This window comes from Polynucleobacter difficilis, from assembly GCF_003065365.1.
GTDB lineage: Bacteria > Pseudomonadota > Gammaproteobacteria > Burkholderiales > Burkholderiaceae > Polynucleobacter > Polynucleobacter difficilis.
Map to the genome: position 1 here is coordinate 300,528 of NZ_CP023276.1, position 13,883 is coordinate 314,410.

Below are 13,883 nucleotides of genomic sequence, written 5' to 3' on the forward strand. Positions count from 1 at the left end.
CTTTATTTGAGTAGGGCATTAACCGCCAATAAATCCTGATCCGTGAGTGCCGCAGCTTGGGCTTTGAGTCTCAAGGCATTGAGGATGGTGTCGTATCTGGCTTTGTAGAGCGTTGCTCTTGTCGTGAAGAGAGCGTCGAGCGCAATCAAGACATCCAAATTAATTAAAGTGCCGACATCAAAACCCAGTTGACTCGATGCCAAGGCAGAGGCCGATGATTTTTCTGCGGCCTCAAATGCTTTAACGGTAGCAAGCCCGCCATAAAAGCCGGTAAAGGCTTGGCGTGTTGCTTGAGCAGCAGCTCTACGTAAATTGTCGTAATCCGATTTGGCTTTATCCACTAGCGCTGCCCGTTGTCGAATCACCGAGTTATTAAAGCCGCCTGAGAAGATCGGCAAACTCATCTGCAGGGCAATGGTGTTATTAAAGATGTTTTGCGTAGTTGATGGATTAAAGTTGGTCGGAGAGCCGTTCGCTGCGTTAAAGCCAGTCGTGCCTACAAAGTTCACTGTGGGGTAGTTGGCTGCCAAAGAACCCCGATAGGAGCTTTGGGCAATATCGACATTGAGTTGACTAGCGAGAACCCCATAGTTGGCTGCTTCAGCTTGCTTAATCCAGTCAGTTAATTCTTGGCCGGGGGGCAGCTTCGGGTTGACGCTTTCTGCAATCGGTATGCCTTTGGCATCTTTTATCTTGGCTCTGGGATCAGCAACCACACCTTCAATTTTAGCGTCTTTTGCAAGTGGCCTCAGCGGCGGTACTGGGTGACCAACGATCTGCTCAAGCACACCGCGCCTGACGATTAATTCTGCTTGGGCGGCGGTCTCTTGGGCGTTGGCTAGATCAAAGCGAGCCTGCGCATCATTGGCATCGACAATGGTTGCTGAGCCCACTTCAAATTTGGATTGGGCGGCTTGGAGCTGCTGCTTAATCAAGGCCTTTTTATTTTGGAAGAGTTCGACGTTGTCTTGCGCCGTGAGCACATCAAAATAGGCCTGAGATACCCGAATGACTAGATCTTGTTGGGCCTGTAAAAACTGTAAGTCCGATACTTTAGTGATTAAGTCACCTTGCTTAAATACCTCGAGGGCGGCGGCATTAAAAACTGGCTGGGTTAAGCTAACCGTGTAGCTCTTTTGATCAAAGATACGGCTATTGCCTTCGCCATGTTGGAAAAACCGGGTAGCAGTCGGGTTCGCGGAAACTTGAGGCAACAGTGTCGATAAGCCTTGCCAATAAATCTCTTTATTGGCAGCGTAATTAAAACGGGCGCTATTGAGAACCGGATCATTAAATGCCGCTTCTTGATAGAGGCGCATCAGATCGATGTTTTGCCCAAAATTGACGGCATCGCGTGGATTGATGCTGAAATTACTAAATGCCGGAACACTGCTCGAGGCAGGCGCTGTTAATGCTGGCGGCAAGGAAAGATTTTGATTGCCTTGAGCCGCGCTCGGCATTTTGCCGGTTGCATCGGGCAGCACAGTCACTTGGCCGGCTGCGGGCCCATTGCGATCTTGGACTGGATTAACTGCTTGCGCCAAAGCACTTGCAGGAATGCTCAAGACGATCGCCCCCCAAATGCCAGCGCTCATCACGTCCTGTAGGTAGCGGCGCTTAAAGTGGGTGGGAACTGAAAAAAACGGCAAGGTCATTCAAATTGGCATTAGCAAAAAATAGATGAAAAATGAGTACTGAATAGCCTTCAGTTTAAGGCTAAACCGACTCTGAATGCCTAAGACCGCCGGCCTATAGCAGGAGGGCTATTTCCCCGGGCTGGAATATGGGCTTGGCATTGCTCGCAGGTCGTAAAATCAGACGATGGATCTATTACTACTGGGCAAGGCCCTCATTCTTGGCATTGTGGAAGGCCTGACCGAGTTTTTACCGATTTCCAGTACGGGGCACCTGATTTTGGTCGGTGACTTACTGGGCTTTAATGATGAGCGCGGTAAGGCCTTTGAGGTGATTATTCAGTTTGGTGCTATTTTGGCGGTTTGCTGGGAGTTTCGTAGCAAGCTGTGGTCAGTCGCTTCTACAATAAAGACCAATAGCGCTTCTCAGCGCTTTGTAATCAATGTGCTGATTGCCTCATTTCCGGCGATGACCTTGGCCTTGCTATTGGGTAAATACATTAAGCAATTTTTGTTCTCGCCGGTACCTGTTGCCACGGCCTTTATCGGCGGCGCTCTAATTATTTTTTGGGCAGAGTATCGCCAAACGCAAATGGCAAACGCCAGCAGTAGCGCAGATAAAACAGCGAAAGAGGGCAAGAGGGTGATTGCATCGGTCGATGATCTCAGGCCGCTGGATGCCTTCAAAGTCGGCTTAGCGCAGTGCGCTGCACTCATACCGGGAACCTCCCGCTCCGGTGCCACCATCATTGGCGGCATGTTGTTTGGTCTGCCAAGAGCAGTTGCCACCGAGTTTTCTTTTTTCTTGGCCATTCCAGTGATTGGTGGCGCTACCGCATATGAGCTTTTAAAGCTTTGGATCAATCCCATTCAAACGAGTGGTGCAGAGACCATGCATTTTGGCTGGGCAATTGTGGTGGGCTTTATAGCGGCATTCATCTCCGCATTTATTTGTGTACGTTGGTTAATTCAGTATGTGGCGTCTCATACCTTTGTGCCGTTTGCCTGGTACCGCATTGTGTTTGGTGTGGTGGTGCTGATTACAGCATATACAGGTTTAGTTGCGTGGTCGTAATGCAGTCCTAGATAGGTGGTTGCTTCTTACCAAGCGCACCATCTTGAGCTAATTGACTCATTCCGTTTGCTTTGGCAATCGTCCCAAGTACTTTACTTATAAAGGTAGGATCATCCCCTGCCTCCGCCAAGCAGGCCTCAAGGTAAGCGGCCATATCCTCATCGGTTTTGAGGTGTTCTGCACTATTCCATTTGCGTAGTTTTATTTTGCTCATTTATTCCCCCCCTCTCTTTCAATGGTCTTTTGAACTATTACAGGATCCGCTTAGGCGCGTTCAGTAGAGCCAATCAATGCGATTACAAAGCTAGGATTTGCAACCTACTTTATAAAATTCGCTATAGCTATTATTGGGTAGAGAATATTCTGTGTATTCATTTGCCAAATAGATCGGAATGCGTACCGGTACGCTCAAAGCGAACCTCATCTATTAGTGGGGTATAAATTAAGATCCAATCCGGTTCGATGTGAAGATCCCGATTGGGCTTCCAATGACCTTTGAGAGGATGATCGTTCAGTTCTCGTGGCAGTGCTTGATTGTTTAGCAAAAGTTCGATGATGCTTTTGAGCTTGCCCATGTCTTTGCCACGCTTTTGTGCCAACTTCACATCTCGCTTAAATTGACCTGTATAACTAGGAATCCGCATTAAATCCCTAATTGCTCAAATAGTTGGGACGCACTTTTAGCTGTAAATACATCCTCACCTTTGCGGCTTTGGGTGATTGTCTTGGCAGTTAATGGGTTAGGCACTCTACTTTGGGCGATATAGAGGCGCATGAGATCCCGGATAATTTGCGCAGCAGGGCGATGGCGTTCAGTAGCGATCGCCATGAATTCATCGCGCAACTCGCTTTCCATCTTGATCGACATTTGCACTTCTTTAGTCATAGTGGGGCACCTTTTTGTCTTAATGCTGCTATTTTATTAGGTATCTAATTAATATTCAATAGATACCTAATAGGTATCTATTAATATGCTGGGAGGGCAGGGAATATGTAATTTCACTTAGTTAAATACAGCTATTTTCATATAAAAAACGATGTTTTCACTGTAGATTCCTACCAATTTTTTCTTTCAAGCAGAATTAGATATGCCTTTTCTTTGCAATTCTTTTATATTTCCCGATTGGGAATATTTGCCTATAAAAAAAGCATTTACCTAATAAATTACCTGATCGGGAAATTATGTAGAAAAAACCGGAAATTTCCCGTAAAATTTCCCGATCAGGAAATAATTATGAGCAGACCTATTCAAACCCCTCAAGATCTTGGCCGCATCGTGCGCGAGACACGTAAGCGCCTTAAATTGACCCAGCCGCAATTGGCGCTGGCTGCCAATGTGGGGGTTAGGTTCATTGTTGAGCTTGAAGCAGGCAAATCAACCCTCCGATTGGAAAACATTTTGAGGGTGATTCAAGCTTTGGGTGGTGTATTAAGTGTGGTGGGTATGGATTCCCTTATAGGAAAATTGAATGAGAATAGTTCCCATAATCCCGAGCCCGTAAAAAATACTGACACCCCAATGCCCCTATGAACATCACCATTGATGCCCTAACTAGTAACATTCAATTGGCTTTAGCGCCGGTGTTCTTACTCACTGCGGTAGCCACCTTGGTGGGTGCTATTTCAACGCGCTTAGCCAGAACAGTAGACCGCATGCGCTTTGTGCAAAATGCCTTATATGGCAGCCAAGCCCTTTCGGACAAGTTACGCATGCATTATGAGATTGAGCTGCGTGAGTTTAAGATGCGGGGCCGCTTATGCACCGTCGCTATCTTCTTTAATGTACTCAGTGGCGTGTTGATTTCTTTAACGGTATTGGAGCTGTTTTTCTTTCAGACTGGCTCGGTAGCACTGCTGCAGACTGGGTATGTTGTTGCCACTTTTGTATTGGGTTTAATTTCCTTTATGACTTCCCTGCTTATTGTGTTGGCAGAGGTGGTTTATGCCTATCGCTCGGCGAGCTGGGATATGCCACCATCATGAGCGCATTCAATCGTGTTATATCTTTAAACCCATTCATACTGATTACTCCATCTACTAACGTCGCCCCATTATCTATCTGGAATACCCCATGATTAAGAACCCTGCCTCAATCAATACCATCAGTGCTAAAAAAATCCTCATTACCGGTGGCGCTGGTTTCGTGGGCTCGCACCTAACTGAAAAGCTCTTGTCTATAGGCAATGAAGTGCTGGTCGTGGATAACTTTTTTACCGGCAGCAAACAGAACATTGCACACCTATTGGATAACCCCCGTCTGGAGGTGATGCGCCACGATGTGACCTTTCCGCTGTATGTAGAGGTAAATCAGATTTATAACTTAGCCTGCCCGGCTTCGCCTGTGCACTACCAATACGATCCGGTACAAACCACCAAAACCAGCGTGCATGGCGCGATTAATATGCTGGGCCTAGCCAAGCGGACGCGGGCCCGTATTCTGCAGGCCTCGACCAGTGAAGTCTATGGTGACCCGGAAGTGCACCCCCAGCCTGAGTCCTACTGGGGCAAGGTCAATCCCATTGGTATTCGCTCGTGCTACGACGAAGGCAAGCGTTGCGCCGAGACCCTCTTTTTTGATTACCACCGCCAGCACGAGCTCGACATTAAAGTGGTGCGCATCTTTAATACCTATGGTCCACGCATGCACCCCAATGATGGCAGGGTGGTGAGTAACTTTATTGTGCAAGCCCTGCAAGGCAAAGACATCACCATTTATGGCGATGGTCAGCAAACCCGCAGCTTTTGTTATGTCGATGACCTAATCGATGCCATGGTCAAAATGATGAACTCCGAAGCCGGGTTTACTGGTCCAGTGAATACCGGCAACCCAGGTGAGTTCACTATGTTGCAACTGGCTGAAACGATTCTGCGTTTATCTAATAGCAAATCCAAACTCGTCTTTGCGCCACTGCCATCCGATGACCCGAAGCAGCGTCAACCCGACATCGCCTTAGCAAAAGCCAAGCTTGGCTGGGAGCCGAAGGTTAATCTGGAGGATGGCCTAAAAGAAACAATTGCCTACTTTAAAGCCCTTTTGGCGAATACTTAAGTCATTGCATCAACTGTACCAGCGCATTCTGTGGAAACTAAATCAACGCAAGTCGGCCAGACTGCCTTTGTAGGGCAAGCGGATCGCACGGATCGCATTCGGTCGTTTGTGCTGCGCGCAGGGCGCTTAACCGCTGGTCAGCAGCGCGCGCTCGATGACTTAGGCCCTCAGTTTTTAGTTCCCTTTGAGAAGCAGCCATTCTGCTGGGAGACTACATTTAGTCATACGAATTCTGGCGATACAAGTGGGCCTCGCCCCCGCATTTTGGAGATTGGTTTTGGCATGGGCGAAACCACGGCTGCCATTGCGCAGCTACGCCCGCAGGATGATTTTTTAGCGATCGAAGTGCATTTGCCGGGAGTGGGCGCATTACTCAAGCGTATTGGTGAACTAGACCTCACCAATTTGCGCTTAATTCGGCACGATGCGGTCGAAGTGCTGGAGCACATGATTGCTGAAAATTCCTTGGACGGAATCCACATTTACTTTGCAGACCCATGGCATAAGAAGCGTCACCATAAAAGGCGCCTGATACAACAGCAGTTTGTCGAGCTTTTAGCATCCCGTATTAAGCCTGGTGGCTATTTACACCTAGCAACCGATTGGCACAACTACGCCGAGCAAATGCTACTCGTTCTGAATCGAGAAGCGAGCTTGCAAAACACCTCTACTGCATGCATCCGTATTGAAACGTTTACTCGCGCCGATGTTGTTGATTCTGGCGCGGATGGCCCGGGTGAATCTAAAAACGAATTTACGCCCACCTTAAAAGATCTTGAGGGCGACCATCCCGGATATGCCGAGCGTCCCTCCTACAGACCCATTACCAAGTTTGAGAACCGCGGCATACGCTTGGGGCATGGCGTTTGGGATTTGGTGTATCGCAAGCGGTAAAAAAGTGTCTTTAGTGTTGCGCAAGTTACTTTTGTAACTAAGTTATTTTTTTACTGCAGACAGCTTCAGTGCCTAGCAAGGCCAAATAAAGGGGTTTTAAAAACACAACAGATGTGTTATATTGTATCCAATGAATTCGAAGCAGATGAAAAAGTGGCTAGAGCTACAAGGAGCTACTTTTTTACCTGGTAAAGGTTCTCATTTGAAGGTATTTTTAAATGGTAAACAATCTACTTTACCGATGCATGGAACAAGCGAATTGGGTAAAGGTTTAGAGGCTGCAATTAAGCGGCAACTCGGTTTGAAGTAAGGGGAAGTGCATGTTTAACTATCCGGTAACACTGACAAAAGATGGTGACACTATCTTGGTACGCTTTCGGGATATACCAGAAGCAATTACGTTTGGCGCCGATAAAGAAGAGGCATTACTAAATGCAGTAGATGCTTTAGAAACAGGATTATCTTTTTATGTAGATTCTCGCAAGGCATTGCCATTGCCGAGCAAAGTAAGGCGGGGAGAGCGAACAGTATCCCCGACCGCTCTTGAATGTGCCAAATTAGGCGTTTATCAGGCAATGACAGAGCAGGGTATTAAGAAGTCGGAATTAGCCAGACGTCTGGGTTGGCATATGCCGCAAGTCGATCGCTTATTTGATTTGCGTCACGCATCTAAGCTTGATCAAATTGAGGCGGCGGCATTGGCACTTGGACGTCATCTTGAGGTTCGGATTGCTGCTTAAGGTCGTATACGTAATCAAGATAGTAACCAAGACGTCGAGAGCTCCTATTACGACCAGCTTTTAGCTCAGTTCACTGATGCGTCTTAAACGCTCTATTGGGTCCGGGGCCACAGATCTTATTTTGCTCTAAAAAGGCGGCTTCGAACTACTGCACCAATTAGTTTGGGTGCCCCTCTTTTGATTTGAGCAAGCTGTATTTGGCTTAGCGGCCCCTCGTCTGCCTCATACAAAGGGCAGGATTTTTCTGTTGGTTTAGATTGTTTTTGTAAATGCCGAACCAAAGGCACCCCCTTTACTTTTTAAGGAGCAGAGTTAGGCAACGAGCTAGAGTTAGGCTCCAGTCTTATGACTATTTTATCGAGCACATTCTTTACGCCTAGAAAAATTATTCGTTAGGGCCCCTTACAGCCCCACGCACACGTATTTCATCTCTAGATACTCATCCATTCCCCAGACGCTACCTTCGCGTCCAAGACCCGATTGCTTGACGCCCCCAAAGGGACCCACTTCATTGGAGACTGCGCCGCTGTTGACGCCGACGATACCGTACTCCAGTGCTTCCGCCACGTTCCAGATCCGGCCAATGTCGCGGCTGTAAAAGTAAGAAGCTAGGCCAAAGGGTGATTGGTTGGCTAGGCGCACAACCTCGGCATCGTCATCAAAGGCCATGATGGGTGCCACTGGTCCAAAGGTTTCTTCACTGCTGATGCGCATCGTTGTTGTGATGTGAGACAAAATCGTGGGTTCATAAAAGTGTCCCCCGATGGCAGCCACCTTGCCACCGGTAACCAGCTTTGCCCCCTTAGCAAGCGCATCGGCCACGTGCTCCTCAACTTTGGTGAGTGCTGCTTTATCAATCAAGGGGCCTTGCATCACACCGGTATCTAAACCATTACCAACCGTTAAGGTTTGTACTGCTTTAGCAAAGCGTTCGGTAAAGGCATCGATAACCTTGCTGTGAACATAAAAGCGGTTGGCACAGACGCAGGTCTGCCCGGCATTGCGGTATTTGGAGGCCATGGCCCCAGCAACCGCGGCATCAATGTCAGCATCTTCAAACACAATGAAGGGGGCGTGGCCACCCAGCTCCAGGCCGAGCTTTTTAATCGTTGGGGCGCACTGCGCCATCAAAATACGGCCGACTTCAGTCGAGCCGGTAAAGGAGAGGTGGCGCACAATCGGCGAGCTGCACAGAGCCTTGCCAATCAGGACGGAATGGTTTGCATCCCCGGTCACCACATTAACCACGCCGGCGGGTATGCCGGCTTGGCGACTGAGTTCAGCCAAAGCCAGGGCGGATAAGGGGGTTTGCTCGGCGGGCTTAATCACAATCGTGCAGCCTGCCGCTAAAGCAGGGGCAATCTTGCGGGTAATCATTGCAATCGGAAAGTTCCATGGGGTAATGGCTGCGCACACGCCAATCGGCTGCTTTAGCACCAGCATGCGTTTATCGTTCCAGGTGCTGGCCGGAATGCTGCCGGCCACCCGCTTGGCTTCTTCGGCAAACCACTCTAAAAAGCTAGCACCATAGGCGACTTCGCCTTTGGCCTCGGCAAGGGGTTTGCCTTGCTCTAAGGTCAAGATCCGGGCCAAATCATCACTATTGGCGACAATCAAATCAAACCAGCGGCGCAAAATAGCAGAGCGCTCTTTTGCGGTTTTAGCCCGCCAGGCTGGCAGGGCTGCCTCGGCCGCCGCAATTGCTGCTTCAGCCTCAGTAGCGCCTAAATTACTCACCTGCGCAATTACTTCGCCGTTTGCTGGGTTGTCCACTGCAAAGCGCGAAGCCGCCCCAACCCAATTGCCATTGATCCAGGCGTCGGATTGGAACAAGGCAGGGTTTTGTAAGGTGGATTGAATAGTGGAATTGGACATGGCTAGACTCGGTTGGTGGTGGCAGCAACATTACTGCGCTTGAGTTATGAAGTGTAGCAAGGCCCCAATTAGTCTGTTTAATGCTGTGTGAATGAGCTCAATCCATTGCTCATAAGTCGGCGATTGGACACTACCCCTAGTTCTATGTTTACAAAAAAATAACTAGATATAGTGTTTTTATCTTCTACATCATGAAAAAAGGTGCGTTTATGGGTAGATTTTCATATGTCAAAATTAGTGTCGACTAACATCTATAAGTAAATGATTTATATGTATTTTTATTGTCATATTGGCTCTAGAGCGAGTCGAGGACCTTTCTATAGTATTAAAAAGATATAGAAAACTACTTTTATATACTTGACATGATATAAAGGGCTACCTACTATGCATCATCTATATTAAATGTTGCAATGCAATATGCAGGACGTAGAAGTAGCGAATTGCAGAGTGACTCCAGTAAATGAGAAAACGCGTAGACAACGTAACAACACAATTAGGCACTTCACAGCTTGCACTTCTTGCGCTGAAATTGACCCCCTTCCTAAAGGCGTTCAGCAAGAACACCTGGCTAGCCATTGTATTTTTGGCTATTGCCCTTTGGCTAACTGGTCCGCGCACCAATGCTGGAGCATTTGAGTTTGCACGCATTTTAGTGCCCAGTGAAGCGCGGCAATTGCTCCTGGAATACACCCAATTCGAATTTGCCAATACCGAATCCACAGCGGCATTTCCGTCGATTGCCCCTGCCGCATCGGCAATACCGAGCAGCAAGATCGACCTTGCTGCACTCGATGCCCAGTTTTTGAAGAGCGATAAAGAGCGCCAGGCGGTAGCCAACCACTTGGCAGCAAAGTACCGGATTAGCACGGCCGAGAGCTTGCGCTACGTAAGTCATGCCATCGAAGTAGCCAATGAGGTCAATTTAGACCCCGTGTTACTGCTGGCGATTATGGCAACCGAGTCCAGCTTTAACCCCAACGCCCAAAGTCGCGCAGGGGCCCAGGGCTTAATGCAGGTACTCACCCGCGTTCATACGGAAAAATTTGAGCCTTACGGCGGCGTTGTAGCAGCATTTGTGCCGGAGGCAAATATTCGGGTAGGTGCGTTAATTCTCAAAGCATGTATCGCCAAAGCTGGATCACTGGAGGCGGGTTTGCGCAGTTACCTTGGCGCCCCAAATGCCAGCGGCGGACCAAACAGCTATACCTACAAAGTGATTGCAGAGCGTGAAGAGCTCAATGAGGTAGCGCGTAATCGCTCCCCAAAGGGGTCGGGTAATTCGAACGCATAAGTGCTAAGCCCTGAGGTCAGGGGGCTTGTGCTTAGCCCGCTTGGGTCTCGGCTGTTCTGAGGGACTGTGCCAATAGATCCAGCACCCCGTTGACGTACTTATGGCCATCGGTGCCGCCAAAGGTTTTGGCTAGCTCCACCGCTTCATTGATGGCTACTTTATACGGCACAGAAATATCCATCGCTAGTTCATAAGCGCCAATGAGTAAAGCAGCATGCTCTACGGGCGATAGCTCATTGGCAGGGCGATCGAGCGCAGGCGCAATCACACTATCGAGCTGATCAGCGTTATCGAGAACACCCTTAAACAAACCTTCAAACAAATCCAGCTTGCAACGAGCAAAAGCAGGATCTTCTGCTAACTGCTTGCTAATTGCTGCAGCATTACCTAGGCTGCCAGCGCGGCGCATCACGAGCCATTGATAGATTCCTTGCAGGGCGTATTCACGGGCGCGGCGGCGCGGCGTTAAGGAGCGCTTGGGGGCTACTGCTTTGGAAACGCCTTCTTCGGCTGGTTTTGGGGTTTTATTCGGCATTATTGATTTCAATATCGAGGTCAGGCGTTAGGGCTAAGGCAAGGTTGGCCATCTCGACGACGGCACGTGCGCAGTCAGCCCCCTTAATATGAACACGCTCATCGGCCTGCTCATCGGTGTCGCAGGTTAATACGCCATTGGCAATGGGTAAACCAGACTCAAGGCTAACCCGAGTAATACCAGAAGCAGACTCATTGGAGACCAATTCGAAATGGTAGGTCTCCCCCCGAATAACAGCGCCCAAAGCAACTAGACCATCAAACTCGCCTGTCTCCGCCAGCTTTTGGAGTGCAAAGGGAATTTCCAGTGCGCCAGGAACGGTCACCAATCGAATGTCGTCTTGCGCCACCCCTAGGTGAATTAACTCGGCGATGCATGCTTCACTTAAGGCATTGCAATGGTCTTCATTAAAGCGCGCTTGCACAATACCAATGCGCATATCTTGGCCATTCAGATCGGCCTCTAAGATGCCAACGCCACGACTTTCATTGTCATCATCCATGGCGGCAGTAGAAGTTGGGCTTGTCATAAAAGTTCCGATTGGTTCGATGTAATTGGTTGGATGTAAAAAAGTGATGTGCGGTTTATCTGAACTCAGGCAGATTTAGGCCGACTCAAACGGGATATGCCCCGTGATTTCAAGTTTATAACCGGAGAGGCTAGGTACAGGCGTAGGCTTTGCTAGTAAGCGCATCTTGCCCACATGCAAGTCTTTCAGAATTTGCGCGCCGATACCGTAACTCCGAAAATCGGTTTTGTGACCAACGGTTTTATTCTCGCTGGGCGAAACACTCTTATTGAGTTTATGGAACTGCGATAACCAGCTCGCCTCCGATGGGGCGGCAACGCCAGCAATATTCAAGAGGACTGCAACACCTACGGGAGCAGCTGCAATTTTCTGCAGGGCATGAGCCAAAGGCCAGGAGTGGGTGCTTTCTTTACTGTCTAAAAAATCCAGAACGGTTGCGGGCTCATGCACGCGCACTAAGGTTTCAATGTTTTCCATTGGCTTACCCTTGACGAGGGCCAGATGAACACAGGAGCTGGGGGTATCGCGGTACACAATTCCCTGAAAGTCGCCCCATGGTGTAGAGAAGGTACGCTCACCTTCGCGCACAACGATGCTCTCGTTTTGACTGCGGTACTGAATCAGGTCGGCAATGCTGCCAATCTTCAATTGATGTTCTTTAGCAAACTCCAAGAGATCCGGCAGCCTTGCCATGCTGCCATCGTCTTTCATAATCTCGCAAATGACAGCGGTCGGCGAGCAGTGTGCCAATGCAGCGAGATCGCAACCGGCTTCAGTATGGCCAGACCGAATCAATACTCCGCCTGGCTGCGCCATCAGCGGAAATACGTGGCCTGGTTGCACCAGGTCATTTGGTTTTGCGTGGGGCGCGACTGCCGTCTGAATCGTATGCGCGCGGTCCGCTGCCGAGATACCGGTTGTAACGCCGCTGGCCGCTTCAATTGAGACCGTAAAGTTCGTGCCCATGGACGTGCCGTTGTCGCGCACCATCAAAGGTAAGTTCAATTGCTGGCAGCGTTCGCGCGTGAGGGTTAAGCAGATCAAACCCCGCCCATACTTGGCCATAAAGTTAATGGCATCTGGGGTGACGTGATCCGCTGCTAAAACTAAATCGCCTTCGTTCTCGCGATCTTCTTCGTCAACCAAAATGATCATGCGACCCGCTTGCATTTCAGCAATGATCTCCTGGGTCGAGGAGAGGCTGCCTTGCGTGACAGGAGAAATGGCGGATGAGGTTGTAGGCATAAGCCGCTATTTTAAGCGCAGGGGGCAAAAGCGGTAGGTCTGCAGCACTTTTACCGCAGAAAAGCCGTATTGCCTGATAGAAATTAGCCCCCATCCCTCGCAATATGGGTGAATGCAAAACCCACTAGCAAGCCAAATATACCCATCAATGCAAAAGTCGCGTGCAGCCTACCTTGCCGGCGACAGGGGCTTTGGGCTGATTGAGGTGGTGGTGGCGATGGCCTTGATCGCTGGTGCTTACATCGGTGTGGTCGAGGCCTATCAGCGCGTACTAATGCAATACAGGCAAATCGAGGTCCAGCGTACCGAGCTACATCGGGCTCAGGATCAGCACGAGCGGGGCTCACCATGACTCTTTTAGGATGTTTGGTGAGTATGGGTTTGGGCATTGCAGTGATTGCGCCCATGATGCAGTCCAGCGCAGTACTTGTGTGCAAACAAACCCAACTCGAAAAAGCCTGGCTAGTGGAGCACGATGCGATTCGGGTGCTGGAGCTCATGGCCCGCTCCATTCGTATGGCGGGATACCGCAAGATCAATTCCTTGGGGGAGTACCGGCAACAGCACATGGCTAAAGTCGATTACATCGGTATTGAACACCGCAGCGGTTGGAATCGTTCTGATTTTCTGTGGGTAAAGCACGAATCAGCCGATGGCGCAGAAGGGGATTGCTTGGGTAACCGGGTTGAACAAGTTAGTTACGGAAAAGCCCAATCCAGAACCAAAAAGGGCTTGCGGTACCAAGGCTTTTTTGTACAAAAGGCAGTGGGCGAGCACACTGGATCGCTGATGTGTACCTCACTGGATAAACAAGGCCGACTCCAAAACACCAGCTTGATGAACCACATTGACTCACTCCATTTCAATTGGGTCGAGTACAAAACACAGCAAGGTCAGTTGGCTCCTGCAGCACGCAGTGGTATCCAAATTGTGCTCAAGACCACCCTGGTGGAGCGCGAGTTCAGTCGCTTTGTAGCGCTGCGTAATACTCCATGATTATTGCGTGGATCCTCAGC

17 protein-coding genes and 1 pseudogene are annotated in these 13,883 nt (G+C 49.3%); 10 read left to right on the top strand and 8 right to left on the bottom strand.

Features of this window, described 5'->3' with window-relative positions:
* Positions 1 to 2 precede the first annotated feature (2 nt).
* Positions 3 to 1,655 (bottom strand): TolC family protein, encoded by a 1,653-nt coding sequence (locus tag AOC34_RS01545; protein WP_234408123.1) that lies wholly within the window; start codon positions 1,653 to 1,655, stop codon positions 3 to 5.
* A 166-nt stretch (positions 1,656 to 1,821) separates the two neighbouring features.
* On the opposite strand from AOC34_RS01545, the gene AOC34_RS01550 reads away from it, so the two are divergent.
* Positions 1,822 to 2,709, top strand: coding sequence for an undecaprenyl-diphosphate phosphatase (locus AOC34_RS01550; RefSeq protein ID WP_108468451.1), 888 nt, complete (start codon positions 1,822 to 1,824; stop codon positions 2,707 to 2,709).
* A 22-nt stretch (positions 2,710 to 2,731) separates the two neighbouring features.
* Here the strand turns inward: AOC34_RS01550 and AOC34_RS01555 are convergent.
* The 3 genes and pseudogenes from AOC34_RS01555 to AOC34_RS01565 form a co-directional block, all read right to left on the bottom strand.
* Positions 2,732 to 2,923 (bottom strand): annotated as a pseudogene (locus AOC34_RS01555) (addiction module antidote protein); the annotation flags it as partial.
* Positions 2,924 to 3,080: 157 nt separating this feature from the next.
* Positions 3,081 to 3,353, bottom strand: coding sequence for a type II toxin-antitoxin system YafQ family toxin (locus tag AOC34_RS01560; RefSeq protein ID WP_108468453.1), 273 nt, complete (start codon positions 3,351 to 3,353; stop codon positions 3,081 to 3,083).
* Positions 3,353 to 3,595: an RING finger protein gene (locus AOC34_RS01565; protein WP_108468454.1), complete on the bottom strand. Its 243-nt coding sequence runs from the start codon at positions 3,593 to 3,595 to the stop codon at positions 3,353 to 3,355. Before AOC34_RS01565 ends, AOC34_RS01560 begins: the two co-directional genes overlap by 1 nt.
* Before the next feature lie 348 nt (positions 3,596 to 3,943).
* Here AOC34_RS01565 and AOC34_RS01570 point away from each other — a divergent pair, with 348 nt between their 5' ends.
* The 6 genes from AOC34_RS01570 (at position 3,944) to AOC34_RS01595 (ending at position 7,392) form a co-directional block, all read left to right on the top strand.
* The gene (locus tag AOC34_RS01570) at positions 3,944 to 4,240 is read left to right on the top strand and encodes a helix-turn-helix transcriptional regulator (protein WP_108468455.1); all 297 of its coding nucleotides are present in this window, start codon (positions 3,944 to 3,946) and stop codon (positions 4,238 to 4,240) included.
* Positions 4,237 to 4,692 carry a DUF2721 domain-containing protein gene (locus AOC34_RS01575; RefSeq protein WP_108468456.1) on the top strand — a complete coding sequence of 152 codons (456 nt, stop codon included), beginning with the start codon at positions 4,237 to 4,239 and terminating at the stop codon, positions 4,690 to 4,692. Before AOC34_RS01570 ends, AOC34_RS01575 begins: the two co-directional genes overlap by 4 nt.
* Positions 4,693 to 4,780: 88 nt before the next feature.
* Positions 4,781 to 5,758: a UDP-glucuronic acid decarboxylase family protein gene (locus AOC34_RS01580; protein WP_108468457.1), complete on the top strand. Its 978-nt coding sequence runs from the start codon at positions 4,781 to 4,783 to the stop codon at positions 5,756 to 5,758.
* Positions 5,759 to 5,788: 30 nt separating this feature from the next.
* Positions 5,789 to 6,652 carry a tRNA (guanosine(46)-N7)-methyltransferase TrmB gene (gene trmB, locus AOC34_RS01585; RefSeq protein WP_108468458.1) on the top strand — a complete coding sequence of 288 codons (864 nt, stop codon included), beginning with the start codon at positions 5,789 to 5,791 and terminating at the stop codon, positions 6,650 to 6,652.
* Between the two features lie 145 nt (positions 6,653 to 6,797).
* Positions 6,798 to 6,962, top strand: a complete 165-nt coding sequence (locus AOC34_RS01590) for a type II toxin-antitoxin system HicA family toxin (RefSeq protein WP_234408124.1) — start codon at positions 6,798 to 6,800, stop codon at positions 6,960 to 6,962.
* Between the two features lie 10 nt (positions 6,963 to 6,972).
* Positions 6,973 to 7,392, top strand: coding sequence for a type II toxin-antitoxin system HicB family antitoxin (locus tag AOC34_RS01595; RefSeq protein ID WP_108468460.1), 420 nt, complete (start codon positions 6,973 to 6,975; stop codon positions 7,390 to 7,392).
* 402 nt (positions 7,393 to 7,794) lie between these two features.
* Here AOC34_RS01595 and AOC34_RS01600 read toward each other — a convergent pair whose 3' ends face one another.
* Positions 7,795 to 9,267, bottom strand: coding sequence for an NAD-dependent succinate-semialdehyde dehydrogenase (locus AOC34_RS01600; RefSeq protein WP_108468461.1), 1,473 nt, complete (start codon positions 9,265 to 9,267; stop codon positions 7,795 to 7,797).
* A gap of 460 nt (positions 9,268 to 9,727) precedes the next feature.
* Here AOC34_RS01600 and AOC34_RS01605 point away from each other — a divergent pair, with 460 nt between their 5' ends.
* Positions 9,728 to 10,558 (top strand): lytic transglycosylase domain-containing protein, encoded by an 831-nt coding sequence (locus AOC34_RS01605; RefSeq protein ID WP_108468462.1) that lies wholly within the window; start codon positions 9,728 to 9,730, stop codon positions 10,556 to 10,558.
* A gap of 31 nt (positions 10,559 to 10,589) precedes the next feature.
* On the opposite strand, the gene nusB is transcribed toward AOC34_RS01605, so the two are convergent.
* From nusB to ribBA, 3 genes are all read right to left on the bottom strand, one after another.
* Positions 10,590 to 11,093, bottom strand: coding sequence for a transcription antitermination factor NusB (nusB, locus tag AOC34_RS01610; protein WP_108468463.1), 504 nt, complete (start codon positions 11,091 to 11,093; stop codon positions 10,590 to 10,592).
* A complete protein-coding gene (gene ribH / locus AOC34_RS01615) occupies positions 11,083 to 11,595 on the bottom strand; it encodes a 6,7-dimethyl-8-ribityllumazine synthase (protein ID WP_108469990.1) in 513 nt (170 codons plus the stop codon). The genes nusB and ribH overlap by 11 nt, the downstream gene beginning before the upstream one ends.
* A gap of 102 nt (positions 11,596 to 11,697) precedes the next feature.
* Positions 11,698 to 12,867, bottom strand: a complete 1,170-nt coding sequence (ribBA, locus tag AOC34_RS01620) for a bifunctional 3,4-dihydroxy-2-butanone-4-phosphate synthase/GTP cyclohydrolase II (protein ID WP_108468464.1) — start codon at positions 12,865 to 12,867, stop codon at positions 11,698 to 11,700.
* A 148-nt stretch (positions 12,868 to 13,015) separates the two neighbouring features.
* Here ribBA and AOC34_RS01625 point away from each other — a divergent pair, with 148 nt between their 5' ends.
* A complete protein-coding gene (locus tag AOC34_RS01625) occupies positions 13,016 to 13,219 on the top strand; it encodes a type IV pilus modification PilV family protein (RefSeq protein ID WP_159074773.1) in 204 nt (67 codons plus the stop codon).
* Positions 13,216 to 13,863, top strand: a complete 648-nt coding sequence (locus tag AOC34_RS01630) for a PilW family protein (RefSeq protein WP_159074774.1) — start codon at positions 13,216 to 13,218, stop codon at positions 13,861 to 13,863. The genes AOC34_RS01625 and AOC34_RS01630 overlap by 4 nt, the downstream gene beginning before the upstream one ends.
* The last annotated feature ends 20 nt before the right edge of the window (positions 13,864 to 13,883 follow it).

What these genes read in the sequence shown, in the direction of transcription:
- AOC34_RS01545 (WP_234408123.1), bottom strand. Translation starts at nt 1,655, where the DNA reads ATGACCTTGCCGTTTTTTTCAGTTCCCACCCACTTTAAGCGCCGCTAC.
- AOC34_RS01550 (WP_108468451.1), top strand. Translation starts at nt 1,822, where the DNA reads ATGGATCTATTACTACTGGGCAAGGCCCTCATTCTTGGCATTGTGGAA.
- AOC34_RS01560 (WP_108468453.1), bottom strand. Translation starts at nt 3,353, where the DNA reads ATGCGGATTCCTAGTTATACAGGTCAATTTAAGCGAGATGTGAAGTTG.
- AOC34_RS01565 (WP_108468454.1), bottom strand. Translation starts at nt 3,595, where the DNA reads ATGACTAAAGAAGTGCAAATGTCGATCAAGATGGAAAGCGAGTTGCGC.
- AOC34_RS01570 (WP_108468455.1), top strand. Translation starts at nt 3,944, where the DNA reads ATGAGCAGACCTATTCAAACCCCTCAAGATCTTGGCCGCATCGTGCGC.
- AOC34_RS01575 (WP_108468456.1), top strand. Translation starts at nt 4,237, where the DNA reads ATGAACATCACCATTGATGCCCTAACTAGTAACATTCAATTGGCTTTA.
- AOC34_RS01580 (WP_108468457.1), top strand. Translation starts at nt 4,781, where the DNA reads ATGATTAAGAACCCTGCCTCAATCAATACCATCAGTGCTAAAAAAATC.
- AOC34_RS01590 (WP_234408124.1), top strand. Translation starts at nt 6,798, where the DNA reads ATGAAAAAGTGGCTAGAGCTACAAGGAGCTACTTTTTTACCTGGTAAA.
- AOC34_RS01595 (WP_108468460.1), top strand. Translation starts at nt 6,973, where the DNA reads ATGTTTAACTATCCGGTAACACTGACAAAAGATGGTGACACTATCTTG.
- AOC34_RS01600 (WP_108468461.1), bottom strand. Translation starts at nt 9,267, where the DNA reads ATGTCCAATTCCACTATTCAATCCACCTTACAAAACCCTGCCTTGTTC.
- AOC34_RS01605 (WP_108468462.1), top strand. Translation starts at nt 9,728, where the DNA reads ATGAGAAAACGCGTAGACAACGTAACAACACAATTAGGCACTTCACAG.
- nusB (WP_108468463.1), bottom strand. Translation starts at nt 11,093, where the DNA reads ATGCCGAATAAAACCCCAAAACCAGCCGAAGAAGGCGTTTCCAAAGCA.
- ribH (WP_108469990.1), bottom strand. Translation starts at nt 11,595, where the DNA reads ATGGATGATGACAATGAAAGTCGTGGCGTTGGCATCTTAGAGGCCGAT.
- ribBA (WP_108468464.1), bottom strand. Translation starts at nt 12,867, where the DNA reads ATGCCTACAACCTCATCCGCCATTTCTCCTGTCACGCAAGGCAGCCTC.
- AOC34_RS01625 (WP_159074773.1), top strand. Translation starts at nt 13,016, where the DNA reads ATGCAAAAGTCGCGTGCAGCCTACCTTGCCGGCGACAGGGGCTTTGGG.
- AOC34_RS01630 (WP_159074774.1), top strand. Translation starts at nt 13,216, where the DNA reads ATGACTCTTTTAGGATGTTTGGTGAGTATGGGTTTGGGCATTGCAGTG.